The organism is Microbacterium sp. H37-C3 (genome assembly GCF_027157935.1).
GTDB classification, from domain to species: Bacteria; Actinomycetota; Actinomycetes; order Actinomycetales; family Microbacteriaceae; genus Microbacterium; species Microbacterium plantarum.
The window spans coordinates 26,542-45,492 of sequence record NZ_JAPVLR010000008.1 but is presented as its reverse complement, the minus strand read 5'-3'; the positions used below and the strand labels follow the sequence as shown (position 1 = coordinate 45,492).

At 65.9% G+C, this 18,951-nt stretch carries 21 protein-coding genes and 1 pseudogene; 6 read left to right on the top strand and 16 right to left on the bottom strand.

Annotated features, from left to right (window positions below; all coding sequences use genetic code 11):
• Positions 1–60 precede the first annotated feature (60 nt).
• From O1W71_RS15755 to O1W71_RS15745, 3 genes and pseudogenes are all read right to left on the bottom strand, one after another.
• The gene (locus tag O1W71_RS15755; RefSeq protein ID WP_162815388.1) at positions 61–507 is read right to left on the bottom strand and encodes a hypothetical protein; all 447 of its coding nucleotides are present in this window, start codon (positions 505–507) and stop codon (positions 61–63) included.
• Positions 508–715: 208 nt separating this feature from the next.
• Positions 716–2,596 carry an alkaline phosphatase gene (gene phoA, locus O1W71_RS15750; RefSeq protein ID WP_269268770.1) on the bottom strand — a complete coding sequence of 627 codons (1,881 nt, stop codon included), beginning with the start codon at positions 2,594–2,596 and terminating at the stop codon, positions 716–718.
• 354 nt (positions 2,597–2,950) lie between these two features.
• Positions 2,951–3,253: pseudogene (locus O1W71_RS15745) on the bottom strand (Dyp-type peroxidase); the annotation flags it as partial.
• Between the two features lie 119 nt (positions 3,254–3,372).
• On the opposite strand from O1W71_RS15745, the gene O1W71_RS15740 reads away from it, so the two are divergent.
• The 3 genes from O1W71_RS15740 to O1W71_RS16460 are packed head-to-tail and all read left to right on the top strand — an operon-like array spanning position 3,373 to position 4,498.
• Positions 3,373–3,699, top strand: coding sequence for an ArsR/SmtB family transcription factor (locus tag O1W71_RS15740; RefSeq protein ID WP_210007729.1), 327 nt, complete (start codon positions 3,373–3,375; stop codon positions 3,697–3,699).
• On the top strand, positions 3,696–4,301 hold the full coding sequence (locus O1W71_RS15735; protein ID WP_114587653.1) for a cadmium resistance transporter: 606 nt from the start codon (positions 3,696–3,698) through the stop codon (positions 4,299–4,301). The genes O1W71_RS15740 and O1W71_RS15735 overlap by 4 nt, the downstream gene beginning before the upstream one ends.
• Complete coding sequence (locus tag O1W71_RS16460) at positions 4,298–4,498, top strand: hypothetical protein (RefSeq protein ID WP_404568994.1); 201 nt, start codon at positions 4,298–4,300, stop codon at positions 4,496–4,498. Before O1W71_RS15735 ends, O1W71_RS16460 begins: the two co-directional genes overlap by 4 nt.
• Before the next feature lie 24 nt (positions 4,499–4,522).
• Here the strand turns inward: O1W71_RS16460 and O1W71_RS15725 are convergent, their stop codons facing one another.
• From O1W71_RS15725 to O1W71_RS15675, 11 genes are all read right to left on the bottom strand, one after another.
• Positions 4,523–5,548, bottom strand: coding sequence for an arsenic resistance protein (locus O1W71_RS15725; RefSeq protein WP_210006397.1), 1,026 nt, complete (start codon positions 5,546–5,548; stop codon positions 4,523–4,525).
• A complete protein-coding gene (locus O1W71_RS15720; protein ID WP_210006398.1) occupies positions 5,509–5,952 on the bottom strand; it encodes a MerR family transcriptional regulator in 444 nt (147 codons plus the stop codon). The genes O1W71_RS15725 and O1W71_RS15720 overlap by 40 nt, the downstream gene beginning before the upstream one ends.
• Positions 5,953–6,178: 226 nt before the next feature.
• The gene (locus O1W71_RS15715) at positions 6,179–6,799 is read right to left on the bottom strand and encodes a DUF305 domain-containing protein (RefSeq protein ID WP_269268768.1); all 621 of its coding nucleotides are present in this window, start codon (positions 6,797–6,799) and stop codon (positions 6,179–6,181) included.
• Between the two features lie 126 nt (positions 6,800–6,925).
• Positions 6,926–7,330 (bottom strand): four-helix bundle copper-binding protein, encoded by a 405-nt coding sequence (locus O1W71_RS15710; RefSeq protein ID WP_269268767.1) that lies wholly within the window; start codon positions 7,328–7,330, stop codon positions 6,926–6,928.
• Positions 7,331–7,428: 98 nt separating this feature from the next.
• Positions 7,429–8,265, bottom strand: coding sequence for a F510_1955 family glycosylhydrolase (locus O1W71_RS15705; RefSeq protein WP_269268766.1), 837 nt, complete (start codon positions 8,263–8,265; stop codon positions 7,429–7,431).
• Between the two features lie 62 nt (positions 8,266–8,327).
• Complete coding sequence (locus tag O1W71_RS15700) at positions 8,328–8,942, bottom strand: DUF305 domain-containing protein (RefSeq protein ID WP_269268765.1); 615 nt, start codon at positions 8,940–8,942, stop codon at positions 8,328–8,330.
• Between the two features lie 94 nt (positions 8,943–9,036).
• A complete protein-coding gene (locus tag O1W71_RS15695) occupies positions 9,037–9,468 on the bottom strand; it encodes a DUF6153 family protein (RefSeq protein ID WP_269268764.1) in 432 nt (143 codons plus the stop codon).
• Between the two features lie 33 nt (positions 9,469–9,501).
• The gene (locus tag O1W71_RS15690; RefSeq protein ID WP_269268763.1) at positions 9,502–11,643 is read right to left on the bottom strand and encodes a heavy metal translocating P-type ATPase; all 2,142 of its coding nucleotides are present in this window, start codon (positions 11,641–11,643) and stop codon (positions 9,502–9,504) included.
• A 41-nt stretch (positions 11,644–11,684) separates the two neighbouring features.
• Entirely contained in the window at positions 11,685–13,949 is a 2,265-nt protein-coding gene (locus O1W71_RS15685) for a heavy metal translocating P-type ATPase (RefSeq protein WP_269268762.1), read from the bottom strand.
• The gene (locus O1W71_RS15680; protein ID WP_269268761.1) at positions 13,946–14,269 is read right to left on the bottom strand and encodes a heavy-metal-associated domain-containing protein; all 324 of its coding nucleotides are present in this window, start codon (positions 14,267–14,269) and stop codon (positions 13,946–13,948) included. The genes O1W71_RS15685 and O1W71_RS15680 overlap by 4 nt, the downstream gene beginning before the upstream one ends.
• Before the next feature lie 31 nt (positions 14,270–14,300).
• Positions 14,301–14,582, bottom strand: coding sequence for a metal-sensitive transcriptional regulator (locus O1W71_RS15675; RefSeq protein ID WP_071044151.1), 282 nt, complete (start codon positions 14,580–14,582; stop codon positions 14,301–14,303).
• 533 nt (positions 14,583–15,115) lie between these two features.
• Here O1W71_RS15675 and O1W71_RS15670 point away from each other — a divergent pair.
• Positions 15,116–15,571 carry a MarR family winged helix-turn-helix transcriptional regulator gene (locus O1W71_RS15670; protein ID WP_269268795.1) on the top strand — a complete coding sequence of 152 codons (456 nt, stop codon included), beginning with the start codon at positions 15,116–15,118 and terminating at the stop codon, positions 15,569–15,571.
• A gap of 54 nt (positions 15,572–15,625) precedes the next feature.
• Here O1W71_RS15670 and O1W71_RS15665 read toward each other — a convergent pair whose 3' ends face one another.
• A complete protein-coding gene (locus O1W71_RS15665; RefSeq protein WP_269268760.1) occupies positions 15,626–16,330 on the bottom strand; it encodes a TetR/AcrR family transcriptional regulator C-terminal domain-containing protein in 705 nt (234 codons plus the stop codon).
• Between the two features lie 197 nt (positions 16,331–16,527).
• Between O1W71_RS15665 and O1W71_RS15660 the strand changes: the two genes are divergently transcribed.
• Complete coding sequence (locus O1W71_RS15660; RefSeq protein WP_269268759.1) at positions 16,528–16,920, top strand: hypothetical protein; 393 nt, start codon at positions 16,528–16,530, stop codon at positions 16,918–16,920.
• A 98-nt stretch (positions 16,921–17,018) separates the two neighbouring features.
• Positions 17,019–17,369 carry a hypothetical protein gene (locus O1W71_RS15655; protein ID WP_269268758.1) on the top strand — a complete coding sequence of 117 codons (351 nt, stop codon included), beginning with the start codon at positions 17,019–17,021 and terminating at the stop codon, positions 17,367–17,369.
• 454 nt (positions 17,370–17,823) lie between these two features.
• On the opposite strand, the gene O1W71_RS15650 is transcribed toward O1W71_RS15655, so the two are convergent.
• Positions 17,824–18,183: a hypothetical protein gene (locus O1W71_RS15650; protein ID WP_269268757.1), complete on the bottom strand. Its 360-nt coding sequence runs from the start codon at positions 18,181–18,183 to the stop codon at positions 17,824–17,826.
• Positions 18,184–18,951 lie beyond the last annotated feature (768 nt).

The following is an 18,951-nucleotide window of genomic DNA, read 5'->3' as shown; positions in this document are numbered from 1 at the left end:
AGGACAGAACCCGGGCACAGCCCGGGACGAGCGCCGCCCAGACAGGCGGCGTGCCGGATTTCAGGTTCGGGAAAGACCCAACTGAGGAAGAGACAGAGCGCTCACACGCGGGCGAGCAGGAGAAGCAAGAAGCGACAAAGCGTGAAGCGGCTGCCACTCAGGCACAGAAGGAGGACGGGAGCGCCACATCAACCTCGCCAGCACCAAAAAGACGAGGCCACACAGTACGCCCAGAACACACAGAGCGACTCCTGCCAGCGCGTCAGGTTGGAGCGTTACCTCGGCAATCACCGAGACCTCCGAGTCCGGCGCGGCGGGGTCGATGTGCGGATCCACCAAAGCACTGATCACTAGGGGAACCGGCGCGGTTCCTTTACCTTCAAGATGGCTAGCCGCCGCGATCCCCATCATCAGAAGCAATGCCAAACCGACACTGGTAATGAAACGCATTATCAGCAGACGCTCACTCAGCATCACGGATCGCGGAGTCCGGGCCGAGGAGACCATCTCTTACAGCTTACCCGCGCGCGTGAATGTCAGTTGCGGTGTATGCGCCGGAAGCGGCGCGTGCGAACGACGGCGGCGGAGGCGGTTGGAGACGTTGGTGCGGGAGAGCTCCAGATCGCGGACAAGATCCGGGGCGCAGCCGGGGGCACACACCCGGATACGACGATGCCGGGAACCTCCCAATGAGGTTCCCGGCATCGCGAAGGGATCAGACCGTGCGGCGGCGACGGCGGGATGCCAGGTGAGCACCCAGGGTGACAGCCAGGAGGCCGGCGACGAAGAAGCCGATCGGGAGCGCCCCGCCCGTGCGGGCCAGGGGGTTGTTGGTGTTGCTGCTGCCACCGGCTGCTGCGGCACCGGTCTCGGTGGGCAGCGGCTCCGGCGTCGGGTTCGCCGGCGCGGCGTCCGTGACGGCGAACTGCGCGGTAAGAACCGTCCCGGTCTGGGCGCCGGTGAGGGTCACGGAGTGAGCACCCGCCTCCATCGGCGCGGTGACTTCGTAGGTCACGGTGCCGTTGAGAACATCCCGCGCGCCAAGGTCGACAGGCTCAGACGCCAAGGTGGCGTCGGTCTGCCAGTCCGCGTTGAGCCCAGCCGCGGTGACCGAGAAGGTGGCACCCGGCTGCACCTCTGCCGGCGCGGAGATCGTGGCGTTGGCCGACAGCGACGCAAGATTGCGCTCGAGGGCCAGGCCGTTTGCCGCCGTGAAGAACAGGTCGGTTTGATCGGTCAGCCCCACCACATTCGCAGCGCCGGGGCCGTAGCCGGCGATCCGCACCTGCGCTCCGGTGTGCTGCTGCGATCCGCCCTGGGCGGAGGTGCCGTACGCGACGATCATCTCCTGGCCATCTGCTGTGAGCAGGTGCGTGTTCAGGCCGGGAATCGGCGAGCCGACGATCTGGCTGGTGTGTGCGTGGTCTGCCGTGACGACGACGAGGGTGTCCTTGCGCTCCTGGGCGAAGGCGAGAGCGACCTGCACTGCTTCGTCAAGGTCGACCGTCTCGCCGATCTGCCCACACGCGTTGGCGGCGTGGTCCTGCTTATCGATGCTCGCGCCCTCAACCTGGAGGAAGAATCCGTCCTCGCCGTCCAGCAGGGAGATTGCCTTCTCCGTCAGCGATCCGAGCGAGAGGTCGCTCGCGAGACGGTCGGGGTTCTCCGTGCAGGCCACTGCGGCGGGCAGGGAACCACCCGAGGTGAGGTCGGTCGCCACGGGACCCTGCCAGCGGACGGGGAAGTTACCTTCGGTGAAGAGTCCCAGCAGGGGCTGATCCGCATCGGCGACGGTGACCGCATCGAGGCTCGCGGCGTCACCGACTAGCTGGAAACCGCGGGCTTCCGCCTGCTCGAAAAGGGTCTTTCCCTCCCACGGGCCGGCCTTGGCGGTCTGCTCGAAGGAAGCCGAACCGCCGCCGAGCGTCACGTCGGGACGCACGTTGAGCATCTGCTCGCTGATGGACCCGAGGCCGCCGTTCTCCAACGCCTCGGAAGCGCAGCGCTGGCTGGTCTCGTTGGGACCGTAGCAACCACGCGCGGAGATGTGCGCGACCTGGGCGCCGGGGGTGGCGTCCTGGATCTCCGAGGTGGAGACGTTCCCTGTCTTCATTCCGTTCGCGCGAGCGATCTCCAGGAGAGTGGCCTGCGGCGCGTTGGCGACGTCGACGCTGAGGCGGCCGTTGACGGTCTTGGTGCCGGTAGACCACGCACTCGCGGTCGAGGCCGACTCGGGCGCATAGTTCGGCGCACCCGTATCCGTCAGGGCGTAGGTCGTGTACTGGCCGGTCAACGGCAGAGCGTCGATACCAGCGAACTCACCTGCAGCGCCCTCAGCGTAGTTACGGGCAATCGTGATCTCGCTGTCGCCCATCCCGTCGCCGATGAGCAGGATGACGTTCTTTGCGGGGCCGTCAACAATGGAGTCCCGCAGCAACTGGGTCATGTCGCCGTCGTTGCGGGTGGCTCCGCCGTTCTCAGTAAGGTCATCAGCCATCGCTGAGGCGGGCAACGCGCTCATCGAGACGAAGCCAACCATGGTCACAGTGGCGCCCAACGCAGCGATGACGCGCCGTCGGCGAATGAACGATTTCATGTGGGGGAAGCCTCTCGAGTAAAACGCGCCGCATGGGACGGGACGCGTGGACCAATACAGAAAACCTGCCGTGTCGGGCCGTGGGCTGGCTCGTGAGTGAACACCCGATGAAACATCGAGCTCAGCAGACTCGATCGTGGCGAAGAGTCGGACGCAGCATCTGGGTGAGACCCACAGAAGACGGAGTGTGAGTGGCCCGGGTGGGCGGCACTTCCGTGCGCGCTCACCCGGGCCGGTCACCTTCGGCGCACCACCACCTCTGGCGACCGTGGGACGTCGGGAGGGAAAGGTGACGCCCCACCTGCCTGCACCTCAGAAGCGATGCGGCAGCTTTTCGTCCCGGCGTTTGCCGGTTCAGTTCAAAAGTGTGTCCCCGATGTATCCGCCTTCGGCGCAGCCAGGTGGGATGGCGAAGACCGCAGAACCGATCGGGACGGTCCACTCGTTGAGGAGGTCGAGTTCGTCGAGGCGTTTCTGCAGCGGAGTGAACTGGGTGTCGACGTCGGCTTGGAAGGACACGAAAATCAGGCCCGAGTCGGACACGGACCCGTTTCCAGGTGGGATGTCGTAGTTGTATGCGCGGCGGAAGATCCGTTGACGGCCATCTTCGAACCGGGCTCGGCGCATGTGGGAGAACTCCGGGATCACCGGGAACCCAGGTATCGACTCACGTTTCTGGTAGCGCTTCCGAACGACCGGCGCACGGTATGCCAAGAACGATCGTTTCCGGACGCTTAGATCTCATCAACGAACTCCGATATGATCGGTGAGTGACGATGACCACTGAGATGACCGCCGCTGTATCGCTGTTCCACTCGCTTGCCGATCGCAGTCGCTTGTCGATACTGCGGCGACTGTCGATGGGCGAGGCTCGGGTGAGGGACCTCACCGACGAGCTCGGGTTGGCGCAGTCAACCGTGTCGGAGCACGTGGGATGCCTCCGCGAATGCGGACTTGTCGTCGCCCGCAGTGAAGGTCGACAGAACTTTTACTCCGTTTCCACTCCGGAAGTCATCGACATCCTGGAAGCCGCCGAGCGACTCCTCGCCACGACCGGCTACAAGGTCGATCTGTGCCAGACCTACGGGCGTGATGCCCGATGATCGGAACCATCGCGGCCGCCATCGGACTGTTCGCGGCCACGAACATCGACGACATCGTTGTCCTCACGGTGCTGTTTCTCGCGTCGACGCGCGGCTCCCTTCCAGGATGGAAAGTCGTTGCAGGGCAATACCTCGGCTTCATCGCTCTCGTAGCGATCAGCGTCATCGCCGCCGCCGGCCTCACCATCGTCCCGGACGAATGGGTCGGGTTCTTGGGCCTGATCCCACTCGCAATTGGTGTCTATGGCCTGATCCGAACCCTCCGGCGCCGGGGCGACGATGACGACGACAGCGCGATCAGCGCAGGAGGACTGTTCGGAGTCGCCGGCATCACGATCGCCAACGGCGCCGACAACATCTCCCTCTACACGCCGGTCTTCCGCACCAACCCCGTTCCGGACACCATCGTCACCATCATCGTCTTCTTGGTGCTCGTCGCCGTGTGGTGCCTCGTCGCGCGCTTCGTCGGCACCAACAAGACCGTCACAGAGGCATTGGAGAAGATCGAGCATTGGCTCGTGCCCGCCGTTTTCATCGGGCTCGGCCTGTACATCCTGATCGAGTCGGGCGTAGTCCTCCGTCTCATCGACGTTCTGTCATGACCAAGGTCGCCAGACTGGCCGTCGCCGCCGAAGCGGCCGCGCAGCAGGGCCAGTTCGAAGACATGTACCACCGGCTGTTCGAGACACAGGAACAGTGGGGCGAGGCACAAGAGTCACACGCGGCACTGTTCCGCGACTTCGCCGCCGACCCGACAACTGAGGAGCGCGTGCGATTCGAGGCCGCTCTCCAAGACTGATCGAGCCGTCCGGGCCGGTACTGGTCAGTCGGTCGTCACTGTAGGAGCGCTCTGCCGAGCAATGCGGGGCACCAAGCGTACGAGCACGACCATCGCGACGAGTTCCACCAACGTCTGAGTGACGACGGCAAGCGGCGCGATGCTCAACGAGGCAGGCAGGGCTAGCGCGAGTGGCAGCACGACAAGGGAGTTCCGGGTGGCCGCCGAGAACATCACGGCACGAGTGGGGGGAACGTCGAGCTGCGCGAATCGAGCAGTGAGGAGGCCTGCCGCGACAGCGACTACGACGAATGCTATGTAGAGCGGCACCACTCGCAGCAGCGTCAGCGCCTGGGAGCCGACCGCGGCGATCTGCGATCCGACGACCACCGCCAGCGTCACCATCATCAGCGGGACCATCGCACCCGCCATCACCTGTTCTAACGCGCGACCGATGCGGTGTCGTCGCGCGACCGCCTGCACGATCGCTGCGGCCGCAAGGGGGAGGACGATCAGCAGCAGGAATGCCTCGACGAACGGCCCCACGTCGATCACGGCGAGCACATCGCCCCCGGCGAACAAGAACAAGAACACCGGCAGCAGAACGATCTGGACGAGCATCAGCAGTGGCGCGGCGGCCAGCAGACGCGCGCGAGCTCCGCCGGCCAAACCGGTGAACACGATCACGTAGTCGATGCACGGCGTCAGCAGAACGAACAACACCCCCAGCAGCAGCCCCCGGTCATCCGCTACGAATCGAGATAGCCCCCACGCGAGCACAGGCACGACGACGAAGTTGGCGGCCAAGACCGTCCCGAGAAAGCGGATATCTCGAAGCGCCCGCCCGATCTCGATGAGGGGGACACCGAGGAACGTCGCGAACAATAGCAACATCAGCACCGGCTCGATGGAATGCTCCAAAGCGGGCGCGACCTGTGGCGCTGCCAGTCCGAGGGTCGCACCGACCCCGATCGCAACGACGTAGAGCGCGATCTGCCGGCGATCCCACCACTCGACGAGTGGGCCGAGCCTCACCGGTCCCCTCCGCCTGTCAGCGGGTCCGTGACACATGAGGCGCCCGGTCGCGCGAGCACACATTCTGTCCGGCAGCGATCGCCGCTGTCGGGACAAGTCGTTACCCGGTCCGTCGCCTCCACCAGCCGCTCTCGAAGCTTCATCAGAACCGCCAGCCGCTCGTCGACGTCACGCAGACGCTCATCCAGCTTCGGCCGCAAGGTCTCGCGAACCTGAGTGCAACTCTCCGCCTCCACCACGTCGAGCAACTCGACGATCTCGGGCAGTGACAGGTCGAGCTGTTTCGCCCCATGCAAGAAAGTCAGCCGGTCGACGGCGCTCTCGTCGTAGTCGCGGTATCCGTTCGCCGCGCGCGCGGCCACGATGAGCCCCACCGACTCGTAGAACCGAAGGGCGGTCGCCGGCACGCCGGAGCGACGGGACAGCTCAGAGATACGCACGCGCCCGACACTAAACCTTCGAGCCGGGTCGAAGGTCAAAGCCAGGACCGAAACTGTGCCCCGAAACCGACCTCCCGAAAGAGGGTTACGAGACGGCCCTATTTTTCGGGAGGTCGATTCCAGGAACACCGACCCCGTGCCGCAAACGATCGTTTTCGGCGGAGCCAACGTGATGACGCTCGCTCCTAGGTCATGACCGCACTCGGGTCATGCAGATCTGGACGAGCTACTCCTTGGGGCACTCTCGCAGAGCTGTCTCATCGAACGTTGGGGCAGGACGTGCCTGCGCCTCTTCTGGCGTTCCAGCGATGCCGTTGCTCGCAATGTCGTTGATGAGCCAGTTCATCTCGAGGATCTCGTTGCGCTGCGCCGCACTGATTTCGGCGGCAAGTTCGCAGACACGGACATCCTGGATCTGCGCACGCTCCGAGCGGGTGATGGCGAGGGAGTGATGGGGGATCATCGCGTTCATCCACGCGGTGTCGTTCACGGTGATCTGACTGCGGTCAAGGGCGACTCCGCCGGCGAGCAGCAGGACGCTGGCTGTAGCGACGGCAATGTTCGCTTTGACGCTCTTGTACATGTTGAGCATCCACGCCAGCATGACCAACCCCATCGCGCCGCCCATGGTCAGGGCCATGAAGACGCGGCTTTCGCTGAAGCGGACGTGGCTCCACTCCCACGAGCCGACGAACATCACCCAGTACATGACAACCATTCCGGTGAGGATCATCGCCCCGAATCGCAGATACATCTTCCAGGGCGTGGAGTGACCTTGTTGGCTGTGATCGCCGGTCGCTGCGCTTCGGTCGTTCTGCTGGGGGTCGTGGTGGTCGTTCGAGCTCATGACGTCTCCTGTTCGAATGGGAGCGGATGCGGTGAGAGCGACAGGGGGGCGATTGCGACATCTAGCATCCCGTCAGCGACCGCCAATGGCAGGTCGTGTTCACTGGGCGACGCGAACCTGGTCGACTTAGAGAGCGGCGAGAAGGTCGGTGCATGCCTGCTCGCAGCGGCGGCAGGATTCGGCGCACACGCGGCAGTGCTCGTGCATGTCTGCGTGCTGTTCGCACTCGGCGGCACAGGACGCGCAGGCGGTGCGGCAGGCTTCGAGCAAGGCGCGAACTGTCGCGACATCCGGCGTAGTTTGGCGGGAAAGCACTGCACCGGTGACGGCGCAGATATCTGCGCAGTCGGAGTTCTTCCGAATGCAGGTAACGAGCTCCGCGACCATGTCTTCTCCGAGGCATGCATCTGCGCAGGTGGTACATGCCTGGGTGCATTCGACGCACGCCTCGATACAGCGCAGAAGGGCGTCCTGTGCTGCGGCGAAACCGACTTTCGGGTGGGTGGCGAGCATTTGATCTGCAACTGTCATGGCGGCTTTCCTTTCTTCGGGGCCTTCCCCCGGTGCGGTCACGCTAGAGCGAGGTCGAGGATCGGCGGAGGGGCTTGTGGTCTTTCGATGAGTGGTGGCTAGGTGGAGGGCAGCAGGCTGAGTCCGCTGTCGTCGACGATGAGGATGTCGCCAGCGTCGGTAATGGCGATTGCCTGCGCGGAGCCGTGCGCCGTGCCGATGTTTCGCCACGATGGATCGCGTGTCGTGCTCCTCCACAAGCTGCCTTTGCTTCCCACGCCGATCAGTTGCTCGCCGTCCGGGGACACAGCGATGAGGGACATTATCGGGCTGTCTGGCAGCGGTCCGAACGTCGCCCCTTGGTCGGTACTGACCTGAGGCCCGTCGGGCGTCGTGGCGATGATGCGTCCGGTGGCGTCGACGACGAGTGCGAAGGACAGCAGGGTTGCGCCCGTGGGAGACCACGTGGCGCCGCGGTCCGTGCTTGCCAGCATCTGGGCGCTACCGGTTTCTTGTCCGTACAGGGTGCCGTCCGGTCCGGCGGTGAGGACGTGGAAGTCTTTCTCGCCCTTGAAGGCCACCGGCTCCCATGTCGTGCCGCCGTCGCGACTACGGATGATGCCGAGGTTTCCCTCCCCGAGCTCCGCCGGAGTACCCCGGCCGGGGTGCCCGGAGGCGACGAGGGTGTCATCGACGGCTGTGAGGCCCATCGCGTCGAAGCCGTAGCTGCCGACGCGGGAGCCGAGTTGCCCGTCAGCGGTGGCGGCGTAGAGGCCCTCGTGGGTGCCGAGAAGGAAGCCGTCATCGTCTGGCGCGGGCACGATCGCGTGAACGTGAGACAGCGCCGTGTCGGTGTGGTCGCTGCCGGTCGATGGCGGTTCGGCTGCGGCGCAGCCGGTGAGCAGCAAGCTGGTGAGCGCGACGAAGCTCGCCGTCGCGCGCAGGTGAATGCGCATTCGCACCCTTTCGATTCCAGGGTGAGGACGCCCTACCGGGGCGTCCTCACCGGTGGGGTGCGTTAGAGCTGCGCGAGCAGTTCCTGCATCTCGGTAATCTCGGCGGTCTGGGTGTCGACGATGGTCTGCGCCATCTCGACCGCGTCAGGGTTCTGGCCGTTGTCGACTTCGTCTTGGGCCATCTCGATCGCGCCTTCGTGGTGCATCGTCATCTGCTCGAGGAACAGCCGGGACGCCTCGGCGCCGGTGGCGGCTTCTAGCGCGGCCATGTCGTCCTCGCTCATCATGCCGCCGCCGTGGTCCATGCCCTCCATGCTGTCCATATCGGGCATGTCGGCGCCCCACTCGTCCAACCAGGACTGCAGCTGGTCGATCTCGGGCTGCTGGGCGGCCTTGATGTCGGAGGCCAGGGTGAGCACGCCCGGGTCGATGCCTTCCTTGTTCAGGATCATGTCGGCCATCTCGACGGCCTGCTGATGGTGGGGGATCATCATCTGCGCGAACATCACATCCGCGTCGTTGAAGTCCGCGGTCACCGTGGACGATGAGGACGGGGACGAGCTGCTGCGGTGGTCCATGCCGGGCATGGATTGCGAGCCGGAGCCGTCGGCGCAGCCAGCAAGGGCGAGGGCGGCGGCGAGGGTGAGCGCAGCGGCCGCTGCGGTACGAATTTTCATCAGAGTTCTCCAAATACAGGGGTACGTGAACGAGCACCGGTCAGATCGACAGGTGGGTGAGGTCCGGCCGGCAGGGTGCGCCGGCTCGGCCGTATCACGTACGGCTGATGCAGAGAACGGTGAGAGAGGGCGGCCGCAGTCTCGGCCCATCGGGAAGCGCGGCGCTGAGTGGCTGCGGGCGCGGCAGGAGCGACAACGACACTTTGCTCGGGCGGAGTCGGCCCAGCAGCAGCACGGTGGCTAGGAGAGCCAGCACACACGCCATCGCGAGCATGTCTGAGTGGCCGGAACCGCAGTCCGCGCACGGCTCGCCCGTCGCGGTGCTGCCGGAGTGGTGGTCCTCAGGGGTGGCACTGGCGGTGGCGACGGTGGTTTGGTGGCCGGTGTCGGCGGCGGTGTGGGTGTTGAGGGAGTGCATGGCCAACAGGCCGACGATGACCGCGGCGGTCACTGCGATGAGCAGCAGAAGGGTGCGCGCCATCGACCGTCCGGCGTGGAGCCGTTCCGTCAGTGCGATCAGCGACATGTCACTCCCTCCTTCCACGGTACGACACTCCTGTCAGCGGTCGGTAACCGCGTCCGGGCTGAGGTTGAGGCGCCGCAGCAGTTGAGCGTTGAGGGCCACGACGATGGTGGACAGCGACATCAGGATCGCGCCGACAGACATGGGCAGGACGAACCCGATGGGAGCGAGTACCCCGGCGGCCAGGGGGACGGAGATGAGGTTGTACCCGGCGGCCCACCACAGGTTCTGCTTCATCTTGCGGTAGCTGGCTCGGGACAGTTCGATCACTGACAGCACGGAGCGGGGGTCGTCGCTGGCGAGGATGACACCGGCGGACGCGATCGCCACATCGGTGCCGGCGCCGATAGCGATGCCGACGTCGGCTTGCGCGAGGGCCGGTGCGTCGTTGACCCCGTCACCGACCATGGCGACCTTGCGGCCTTCGCTTTGAAGCTCCTTCACCTTGGACGCCTTGTCTTCGGGGCGGACCCCGGCGAAGAACCGGTCGATACCGAGGTCGGCGGCGACCGATGCGGCGACGGCTTCGGCGTCTCCGGTGATCATGACCACCTGCACACCCCGCTGATGCAGGGCGTCGACGGCAGCGCGGGATTCGGGACGGATCTCGTCTGCCAGGCGCAATGCCCCTGCGACCTGCCCGTCGACGAGCACGTGCAGGATGATCGCGCCCTCCTTGCGCCACTCGTCCGCGACCGGCAGTTCGGCTGCGTCTTCCTGGTCGAGCATGTGGGGGCCGCCGACCTGGATGGTGCGGCCGGTCACCCGCGCACGGACACCGACGGCCGGTGAGGACTCGAAGTCGCTGGCGGTGGGGACGGTGAGCTGCTTCTCCTGCGCGGCGTTCACAATCGCCCGAGCCAGGGGGTGTTCCGAGTCCGCTTCGGCGGCCGCGGCCCACGCCAGAAGCTCGTCTCCGTCGATGCCGGCGGCCGGGGCGACCGAGGTGACGGCGGGGGTGCCCTTGGTGAGGGTGCCGGTCTTGTCGAACAGGACCGTGTCGACGGTGCGCATGCTCTCCAGCGCGAGGCGGTCCTTGATCAGCACGCCGCCGCGGGCGGCGCGCTCAGTGGCGATGGACACCACCAGCGGGATGGCCAGACCCAAGGCGTGCGGGCAGGCGATGACGAGCACGGTGATGGTGCGGATGACCGCTTGATCGGGGAACCCGACCAGGGTCCAGACTGTCGCGGTGACAGCGGCCGCCCCGAGAGCGAACCAGAACAACCACCCCGCGGCACGGTCCGCGAGGCGTTGCGCGCGGGATGAGGAGTTCTGCGCTTCGGTGACGAGCTTCTGGATGCCGGCGAGAGCGGTGTCCTGTCCGACCGCGCTAATTTCCACCCTGACCCCGGAGTCGGTGGCGACGGTGCCGGCGATGACCTGGTCTCCGTCGCTGCGGCGAACCGGGCGGGATTCGCCGGTGATCATGGACTCGTCCATGCTGGCCGAGCCCTGCACGATCCGGCCATCCGCGGGTACCCGTCCACCGGGACGGACAACGACGACGTCACCAACTTGCAGCTCGGCGGGGGCGACGGTGACAGTGCTGTCGCCCTCGACCTTTTCGGCCTCGTCGGGTAGGAGCGCAGCGAGGGAGTCCAGGGCGGAGGTGGTCTGGGCGAGGGATCGCATCTCGATCCAGTGCCCGAGGAGCATGATGACGATCAGCAGCGCCAGCTCCCACCAGAAGTCCAGCTCGTGGTGCAGCAGCCCGATGCTTGCACCCCACGAGGCGAGGAACGCGACGGTGATCGCAAGGGCGATGAGGAGCATCATGCCGGGTTTGCGGGCGCGGAGCTCGCTGACGGCGCCGGTGAGGAACGGGGCGCCGCCCCACACGTACATGACGGTGCCGAGGATCGGGGACACCCATCCCACCCACGCCGCGTCCGGCAGCGGGTATCCGATCAGCATCGAGAACATCATGGAGAACCCCACGACCGGCACCGCGAGGATCAGCATGATCCAGAACAGCCGTCGGAACCGGGCAACGTGGTCTCCGTGTCCGGCGTGCCCGCCGTGGTCGGCATGACCGTGCCCGGAATGACCCGCAGCGGGCGCCCGGTCGTCCTCGCTGCGCGGGTGACTCATCGCTGCGTGATCGTGTTGGGTGGCAGTCGCCGGGGCGTGGTGGTCTGGGTGATCGGAGTGGTTGTGGTGGTCGTGCTGGCTCATTGAAGCCTCCTTCGCTGGGTGCGCCGGTGCGGCGGCACGGGTCAGGCCGGTTGGGGCACGGGAACGGGGGTCGACGGGGCGGGTGCCGGGTCGGGTCGGAACCGGCGCAGCCGGAGGCTGTTGGTCACGACGAACACCGACGACAACGCCATCGCCGCTGCGGCGACGAGAGGATTGAGCAGGCCGGCCATCGCGATCGGAATGGCGGCGACGTTGTACGCGAACGCCCAGAACAGGTTGCCCTTGATGGTGCCGAGGGTGCGGCGGGAGAGGCGGATCGCGTCAGCGACGACGGTGAGGTCGCCGGAGACGATGGTGATGTCGCTGGCGGCAATCGCGGCGTCCGTGCCTCCACCCATGGCCAGGCCGAGGTCGGCGGCGGCGAGGGCGGCGGCGTCGTTGACGCCGTCACCGACCATCGCGACCACGTGCCCGTCGTCCTGAAGCTGGCGGATCACATCAAGCTTTCCAGCAGGAGTGACTTCGGCGTGCACGTCGGGGATGCCGACCTCCGCGGCGATTCGTGCGGCGGTGGTGGTGTTGTCGCCGGTGAGCAGCACCGGGTGCAAGCCGAGCGCCTGGAAGCGGGCAATCGCGGCGGCGCTGGTCGGTTTCACGGTGTCGGCCACCCCGATCGCGCCGAGGTACTCCCCGTCGCGACCGACCGCGATCGCGGTACCGGTTCGCGCGAGAACATTCAGCTCGGCGGCGGCTTCGGCCGGCGGGTGGATGCCCCATTGCTCGGCCAGCCAGGACGCCCGGCCCGCAACGACCGCAGACCCCTCCACGATCCCCTGGACGCCGAACCCGGCGTGCGACGCGAAGCTGTCCGCGTAGGCGCCCGCCGGGGTGGCAGCGGCGACGGCACGGGCGACCGGGTGCTCAGACCCTGCCTCGACCGCCGCCGCAACGCGCAACAGCTCGTCCCGGGTGACACCTGCCACGGGGCGGACGCTTGTGACGGTCATCTGACCGGTGGTGACCGTGCCGGTCTTGTCGAGCACGATGGTGTCGACTGTGCGGGTCTGCTCCAGCACTTGCGGTCCGCGGATCAGGATGCCCAGCTGGGAGCCGCGGCCGGTCCCGACCAGCAGCGCGGTGGGGGTGGCGAGACCGAGGGCGCAGGGGCACGCGATGATCAGGGTGGCGACCGCCGCGGTGAAGGCCAGCTCGAGCGAGGCTCCAGCGATTGTCCAGCCGAGGAACGCGGCCACGGCTAGTCCGATGACGATGGGGACGAAGACGGCAGAGACGCGGTCAGCGATGCGCTGCACCTTGGCTTTGCCGGTCTGGGCTTCCTCCATCAGCCGGCGCATGCGGGCAAGCTCGGTGTCCGCCCCGATCCGGGTGATTTCGACGATGAGGCGACCACCGACGTTCACCGTGGCGCCGACCACGCGGGACCCGGCGGTCACTTCGACGGGCACCGATTCTCCGGTGAGCATGCTGGCGTCGATTGCGGAGGAACCATCGATCACCAGCCCGTCAGAGGGAACCTTCTCCCCCGGCCGGACAAGCACGGTGTCTCCGACAGCGAGCTGCGCGACCGGCACCGTCCGTTCGACACCGTCGACGAGCTTTGTGGCGTGCTTCGCGCCCATCTCCAGCAGTGCCCGCAGCGCCTCCGACGATGACTTCTTCGCGTGTGCTTCGGCATAGCGGCCCGCGAGGATGAAGACGGTGACCAGCGCCGCGACTTCCAGGTAGATCTCATGTCCGCCGGCCTGCGGGGTGCCGATCAGGGTGAAAGTCATCGTCATCCCGGGCATGCCTGCCTCGCCAAAGAACAGTGCGTAGAGGGACCATCCGAACGCGGCGATCACGCCGACGCTGATGAGAGTGTCCATGGTGGCCGCGCCGTGACGGGCGTTGACCGCCGCGGCCCGGTGAAAGGGCCACGCCCCCCATACCGCGACCGGGGCGGTGAGGGTGAGCGCCAGCCACTGCCAGTACTCGAACTGCAACGCCGGGACCATCGACAGCACCGCCACCGGCAACGACAGTGCAGTGCTAATCAGCAGCCGGCGCCGCAGCGCCCCTACCTCGTCGGCCTCCGAGCTGCGCGCCTCCTCGGCGTGGTCATCGGTTGCCGGCGGTGCGGGGAGGGCTGCTTGGTAACCGGCGGATTCGACCGTGGCGATGAGGGTGGCGGGGTCGACATCGTGCCCGCGAACACGTGCTTTCTCGGTGGCGTAGTTCACCGTCGCTTCCACACCGGGAAGCTTGTTCAGCTTGCGTTCGATCCGGGTCGCACAGGAAGCGCACGTCATCCCGGAGATATCGAGCTCGACGTCGACCGTGCTCATGCGGGGCTACCTGCCAGGGTGTAGCCGGCCTCCTCGACCGCGGCCTTCACCGCGTCAGAGTCGATCGGCGCGGCGCTGTGAATGGTGACGCGGGACGTACCGCCGGCATTCAGGTCAACTGTGACGTTCTCCACACCGTCGATCGCGGTCAGCTCCTCAGTGACGCTCGACACACAGTGCGAGCACGTCATCCCGTCTACCAGGACGTCTTCCGTGACGGCAGCGGCGGTCGATGCGGGAGCGTCCGTCGTTGCGGATGTGGCGCAGCAGGCGCAGCCGGCGTTGGTGTCTGTCAGACCGAGGTCGATGCGGTCAGTCATGATGTGCTCCTCCAAGGGATTCGGTGTGTGATCAAGAACGGACGAGACGGGCAATGGCGTCGTTGGCCTCACGGATCTTCTCCGCAGCCACCTGCCCGCCTTCGGCGCTCGCTTCAGCGACGCAATGGCTTAGGTGGTCGCCCAGCAGGGACAGCGCCACCGTTTCCAGGGCCTTCGTCGCGGCAGACACCTGCGTGAGGATGTCGATGCAGTACTTGTCTTCATCGACCATCCGCGCGATCCCACGCACCTGACCCTCGACCCGACGCAGTCGCTTCTGCAGGTCGTCCTTGTTGCCCTCGTAACCGTTCACGGGTATACCGTACCCCCCTAGGGTATGGATCGCAATAGACCAGACGAAAAGGCGTCGCATCCCGGCGTACAGCGTTCTGTTAATTCAGCATTCTCTGTATCCTCGGTTGGGCCCGCAGCGCCGCGACGCAATCGGTCCACCGGGTGCGTGGACGATCGTCTGCGGGCAGGCCAGCGGAAGGTCCGAGTGGGTCAAGTCACCAGCTCGACCCACTCAGGATGGTAGATCACCCGGCACCACCCGGGTGATCTACCGCGGGGTGCCGGAGGGAAGTGGCACCCCGCCCCCCCGTCACCCTAGTCCTACGAGGACGAAGCAAGGAACACCCCGCAGCGTCGAGTAAGCCACGCTCACGAGAGGCAACGCGCCGCGCTGCGACGAGATTCGGCTCAATGATCGGCCGGCATGGTGGCACGACGAGGTCCTTTTCGACCACAGCTGCGTCTATCAGGGCACACCACGTTAGGGAAGGGACTCCGTCGAGGAGCGCGGGGACAGGGACGATGGACGTGAGCAGTTGGTATTGAGGTGTGATGATGGTCGACGCGGGTCATGAGGAGCTAGCAGAACGGGTTTCCAGGTCCCTGCAGGCGTTGACGATTGCCGAGGACGCGGCTCGCGCCGGGGCGTGCGAAACATTGAAGGTCGGTGTGAGGGACTTCGCGGCGCTGCGACTCTTGTTTCGCGCCCATCGAGACGGTGCGGCAATGTTTCCCAAGGACATCTCCCAGCGACTTGCGATCTCATCCGCGAGCACGACCGCGCTGCTGGACAGGTTGGAGAAGGGCGGCCACCTTCACCGCGTCCCTCACCCGGCCGATCGCAGGCGAGTGTTCATCGAGCTCAGCGACAACACGGTCCGCTCGCTGTCTGCGACGGTGGATGAAGAGTCCTCCCGCGTCTCCCGCGCAATCGCCGACCTTCCCGCCACCACCGCAGAAGGCATCATCGAATTCCTCGACCGGCTACACGCGCCCTCGATCGGCTAAGCCGCGTCGAGCCCGTACTCGCGACCTACGGGGCAGCAGCCGATCAGCGGCTTTCTACTGAGAGAGCTCCCGATCTAGCCGGTCCAGCAGCAGCTCGAGTGCGACCTCGAACTCTTCCTTGCTGCGGTCCTCGCTCAGGAGGGGCCGCAGGCGCAGCACTTCGGGCGCACTATCGAGCGAGAGTTGCCCGTCCTTGTTCGGCACGTCAGCGTCGCCTTCATCCAAAGCGATGTCGGCGGGGCTGAACTGCGCACCGCGAACGGTTGTTTCCAACAGCAGCTGACCCAGCAAGAAGCTGCTAAATGCCCGGTACGCGCTCACGGCCTGGGCGTCAGTGAAGCCCTGAGCGATGAGGGTGCTGAGGAACGTGTCGACGACCTCCACGCTTCGCAGCGGCGGCCGCAGCCACGGTGCTGCGGGGTGCCGGGTGGCGATCAGCGGGAACGCGCGGGGATGTTCAACGGCGATCCCGCGCACCGCGTGGGCGACGTTCTGGAGAAACGCCTGCCAGTGCTCGCTGGCCTCTGTGCGCATCGTCTCGGTCAGACCGGTCATCAACGACGCGACGACGCCTTCGAGCAGGTCTTCTTTACCGTGCACATGCCGGTACAAGGCCATCGCCTCAACACCCAGCCGCTGGCCGAGCGCGCGCATCGATAGCGCCGACGGGCCGGCTTGGTCGACGATGACCAACGCGGCCTCGACGATCACGTCGCGGCCGAGCTTGGGTGGTGGTGAAAGGTCGGACTGCTTGCTCATAGGGAGCCTCCACTTCGATCCTCCCCCTTCTGAGCAGATTTGTGTGCACGAGAGACGAACCAGGTCTATGTTTACACCGTAAGCTAGTGCCCCACGTCGGCTCTCACGCCGGCACGGGACGGGTCCCGCCCATCGGCGCGGACCGGGATTGTTGCATCGCTCCAACCCCTTCGCCTGAGAGATTGAACCCGCCGCAGATGCCCTTTCACAGCAAGAAGACCCTGGAGCACTGGGTCGCAGAATTCGTTGACTCCCGAGGCGCAGGTGACCTCATCCGCGTCGCCGTCCAGGACGGATCCGGCGGAGACGACACCGGGCTGGTCATCGTGCCGCTCGAGAACGCACCGAACTCGGTGTGGATCGAACCCCGCGATACGGGAGACGAGCTCAACTGGCTCATCACCATCGAACCGACCGACGAGGCGCTGGAGCTCACCAGCTTCGAGCTGAACGCGCTCACCCACGAGCTGCAGGTCGCCGCCGAGCTATGCGCGTTCCTTCAAGAGAAGTCCCTCGGCCACTTCGAACCGGAAGCCCAAGCCGGCAACGAAAGCACGACCCCCGGACACAGCGCGGCAGACGAACGGTGAACAACTCGCAGCTGCCGCACGCAGCAACAACTGATCGGGCAACATTGATCGCTAGCGATCACGCGAGGACGCCTCACAGCAGTGATCTGGAGGAGCACATGCCGTTTCGGACCAAAGAAACACTGGAAGCGTGGCTGACCGAGTTCGCCGAGCTCGGCTACCCCGTCAGCAACCGCCTGCGCGTCATGGCGCAGGACGGCACAGACGGTCACGACACCGGCCTCATCGGCCTCGACCTACTCAACGCCGGAACCGTCACGTACCTGCAACCCGAGCCCATCGGATCGACCCGCTGGGCGGTGACCTTCGAAGCCCGCGAACAGGACGTCACACTGGACGCCGGCCGCGCGCTCGAACTATCCACCGAACTCGCGATGGTCTCAGCGCTATGTACCTTCCTGCAGACGAAGTCCGCCGCCTTCATCGCCAGCCGCACGACTGGCGGGTAGCAGCCCCCATCGTCGAGCCGACAGCGAGGCTGACTAGCGTCGGCCGACTCAATCCGGCGCGCACGTGTGAGCTCATTGTCAAGCACTGTCGCCGGCGGGCCATGCGTGATCGGGTGAGCATGGGCCCTCGACCGTGATGACGACGCACTCACGGCCGGGGGCCTCACCCATACAGTCAGTCAACGGACGACACGAGCGTCCACCCAGGCAGCGGCTGCCCTCCCGCCGTGAGCTTCGCAGCACCGCGAGCGATCGATCCACCGAAAACGGGCACCACAACCAGGTATCGACCCACGTTGATGGCAGCCCTTCCGAGCGACCGTTGCACGGGACGCCAGTAACGATCGTTTACGGCGCGAACCCGCAAACGATTTGGAGCGGCTACCCTTAACGTCTGCCGAAATGCCGTTTGGGGTCGAGGTCTTCGATTGCGGGCTGGGCCCCGGTGAGTATCTCAGGCGCGCTCGCCCAGCGGACGCAGCAAATTCTCGTCCGCGGGGAAGGGGACGGAGTAATAGAGTTCTGGGGCGTTCACGTCGCCCCAGTCGTCCTTCTTCACTCGAACCCCGTCCGTGGAGACCTCTGTGATGCGCACCCTCAGCCATGAGCCGCTGTCAAGGCGGAGCTCGTACGGGTCCGCGAGGTAGGTGAGGCCGAGACCGTCGAGAGTTTCCTCGGCCGTTAGCCAGTCGACGGGTTCCGTGCGCTGCCTGCCAAGCAGATCGACAACGATGAATTCATCTTCAGTCGGTTGCATCCATCCGATGAGTTCTCCGTCGCCGCCTCGGCGATGCTCGATCCAGTCGTTCTTCACTCATCCAGCATAGGAAGAAGAGCGCCGCTGGCGCACTCTGCCGAAAACGATCGTTTTCGGCAGGAGCGATGAGTCGACGACGCCGCCCGCGCCAAGCCCTGTGGCGGACAATTCCGCCACTCGGTACCCTTCCGGCATGACGGGCGATCAAGAGCAGAAACATGCTCGCCGCGACATCGTGACGGCGTACATAGCCGTGATGGAACGACCTGAAAGAACTCTTGACGGTTCGCGCCAACGCCTCGGGCAACGTGGATCAGGTTCGACGTGCGATTCAGGATGCCTTTGGCATCACGGCGCTTGCAGCCGATGCAGTCCTGTCGATGCAGGTGCGACGCTTCACGCCCGTAGAGCGGAAGCGGATGCAAAGCGAGCTCACGGCGCTGAACGCAGCCGGCCCTTGCACCGAATGACGTTGTGAGTGCAGCACCGACGAGCTGGATCGCAGTTAGCCCGGGGGTGTGGCCGGGCGGCGCCGTGCGGTGGAGTTCTCGATGCCGAGGAGGCAGAGCGCGACGCCGCGTTGCAGCGCGGTGGAACGCTTTGAGCTCCTGACTCCCCGATGCTCGCCGTCGCAGATGTGGCGACCGGAGGTTTCAGACAGCGATCGCTCACTGAGACACAGAGTCGGCGGAAGCGCGGAGCCGTTCTGCGAGCACCCTCATCCGCGGCATGCTGTCCAGAATCGCGGGTCACCCCCCACGCGATTGGGAGACACGCCCTAGGGCGTGTTGCTAAAGGCTTCGGCCGGAGCGATAGCTTGGTCGT

Bases quoted from the DNA above. Each gene is read 5' to 3' on its own strand.
- O1W71_RS15660 (WP_269268759.1), top strand. From the start codon at position 16,528: ATGCCCTTTCACAGCAAGAAGACCCTGGAGCACTGGGTCGCAGAATTC.
- O1W71_RS15710 (WP_269268767.1), bottom strand. From the start codon at position 7,330: ATGACAGTTGCAGATCAAATGCTCGCCACCCACCCGAAAGTCGGTTTC.
- O1W71_RS15695 (WP_269268764.1), bottom strand. From the start codon at position 9,468: ATGTCGCTGATCGCACTGACGGAACGGCTCCACGCCGGACGGTCGATG.
- O1W71_RS15705 (WP_269268766.1), bottom strand. From the start codon at position 8,265: ATGCGCATTCACCTGCGCGCGACGGCGAGCTTCGTCGCGCTCACCAGC.
- phoA (WP_269268770.1), bottom strand. From the start codon at position 2,596: ATGAAATCGTTCATTCGCCGACGGCGCGTCATCGCTGCGTTGGGCGCC.
- O1W71_RS15665 (WP_269268760.1), bottom strand. From the start codon at position 16,330: ATGAGCAAGCAGTCCGACCTTTCACCACCACCCAAGCTCGGCCGCGAC.
- O1W71_RS15690 (WP_269268763.1), bottom strand. From the start codon at position 11,643: ATGAGCCAGCACGACCACCACAACCACTCCGATCACCCAGACCACCAC.
- O1W71_RS15715 (WP_269268768.1), bottom strand. From the start codon at position 6,799: ATGAGCTCGAACGACCACCACGACCCCCAGCAGAACGACCGAAGCGCA.
- O1W71_RS15685 (WP_269268762.1), bottom strand. From the start codon at position 13,949: ATGAGCACGGTCGACGTCGAGCTCGATATCTCCGGGATGACGTGCGCT.
- O1W71_RS15735 (WP_114587653.1), top strand. From the start codon at position 3,696: ATGATCGGAACCATCGCGGCCGCCATCGGACTGTTCGCGGCCACGAAC.
- O1W71_RS15655 (WP_269268758.1), top strand. From the start codon at position 17,019: ATGCCGTTTCGGACCAAAGAAACACTGGAAGCGTGGCTGACCGAGTTC.
- O1W71_RS15740 (WP_210007729.1), top strand. From the start codon at position 3,373: ATGACCACTGAGATGACCGCCGCTGTATCGCTGTTCCACTCGCTTGCC.
- O1W71_RS16460 (WP_404568994.1), top strand. From the start codon at position 4,298: ATGACCAAGGTCGCCAGACTGGCCGTCGCCGCCGAAGCGGCCGCGCAG.
- O1W71_RS15670 (WP_269268795.1), top strand. From the start codon at position 15,116: ATGATGGTCGACGCGGGTCATGAGGAGCTAGCAGAACGGGTTTCCAGG.
- O1W71_RS15725 (WP_210006397.1), bottom strand. From the start codon at position 5,548: ATGTGTCACGGACCCGCTGACAGGCGGAGGGGACCGGTGAGGCTCGGC.
- O1W71_RS15680 (WP_269268761.1), bottom strand. From the start codon at position 14,269: ATGACTGACCGCATCGACCTCGGTCTGACAGACACCAACGCCGGCTGC.
- O1W71_RS15755 (WP_162815388.1), bottom strand. From the start codon at position 507: ATGGTCTCCTCGGCCCGGACTCCGCGATCCGTGATGCTGAGTGAGCGT.
- O1W71_RS15700 (WP_269268765.1), bottom strand. From the start codon at position 8,942: ATGAAAATTCGTACCGCAGCGGCCGCTGCGCTCACCCTCGCCGCCGCC.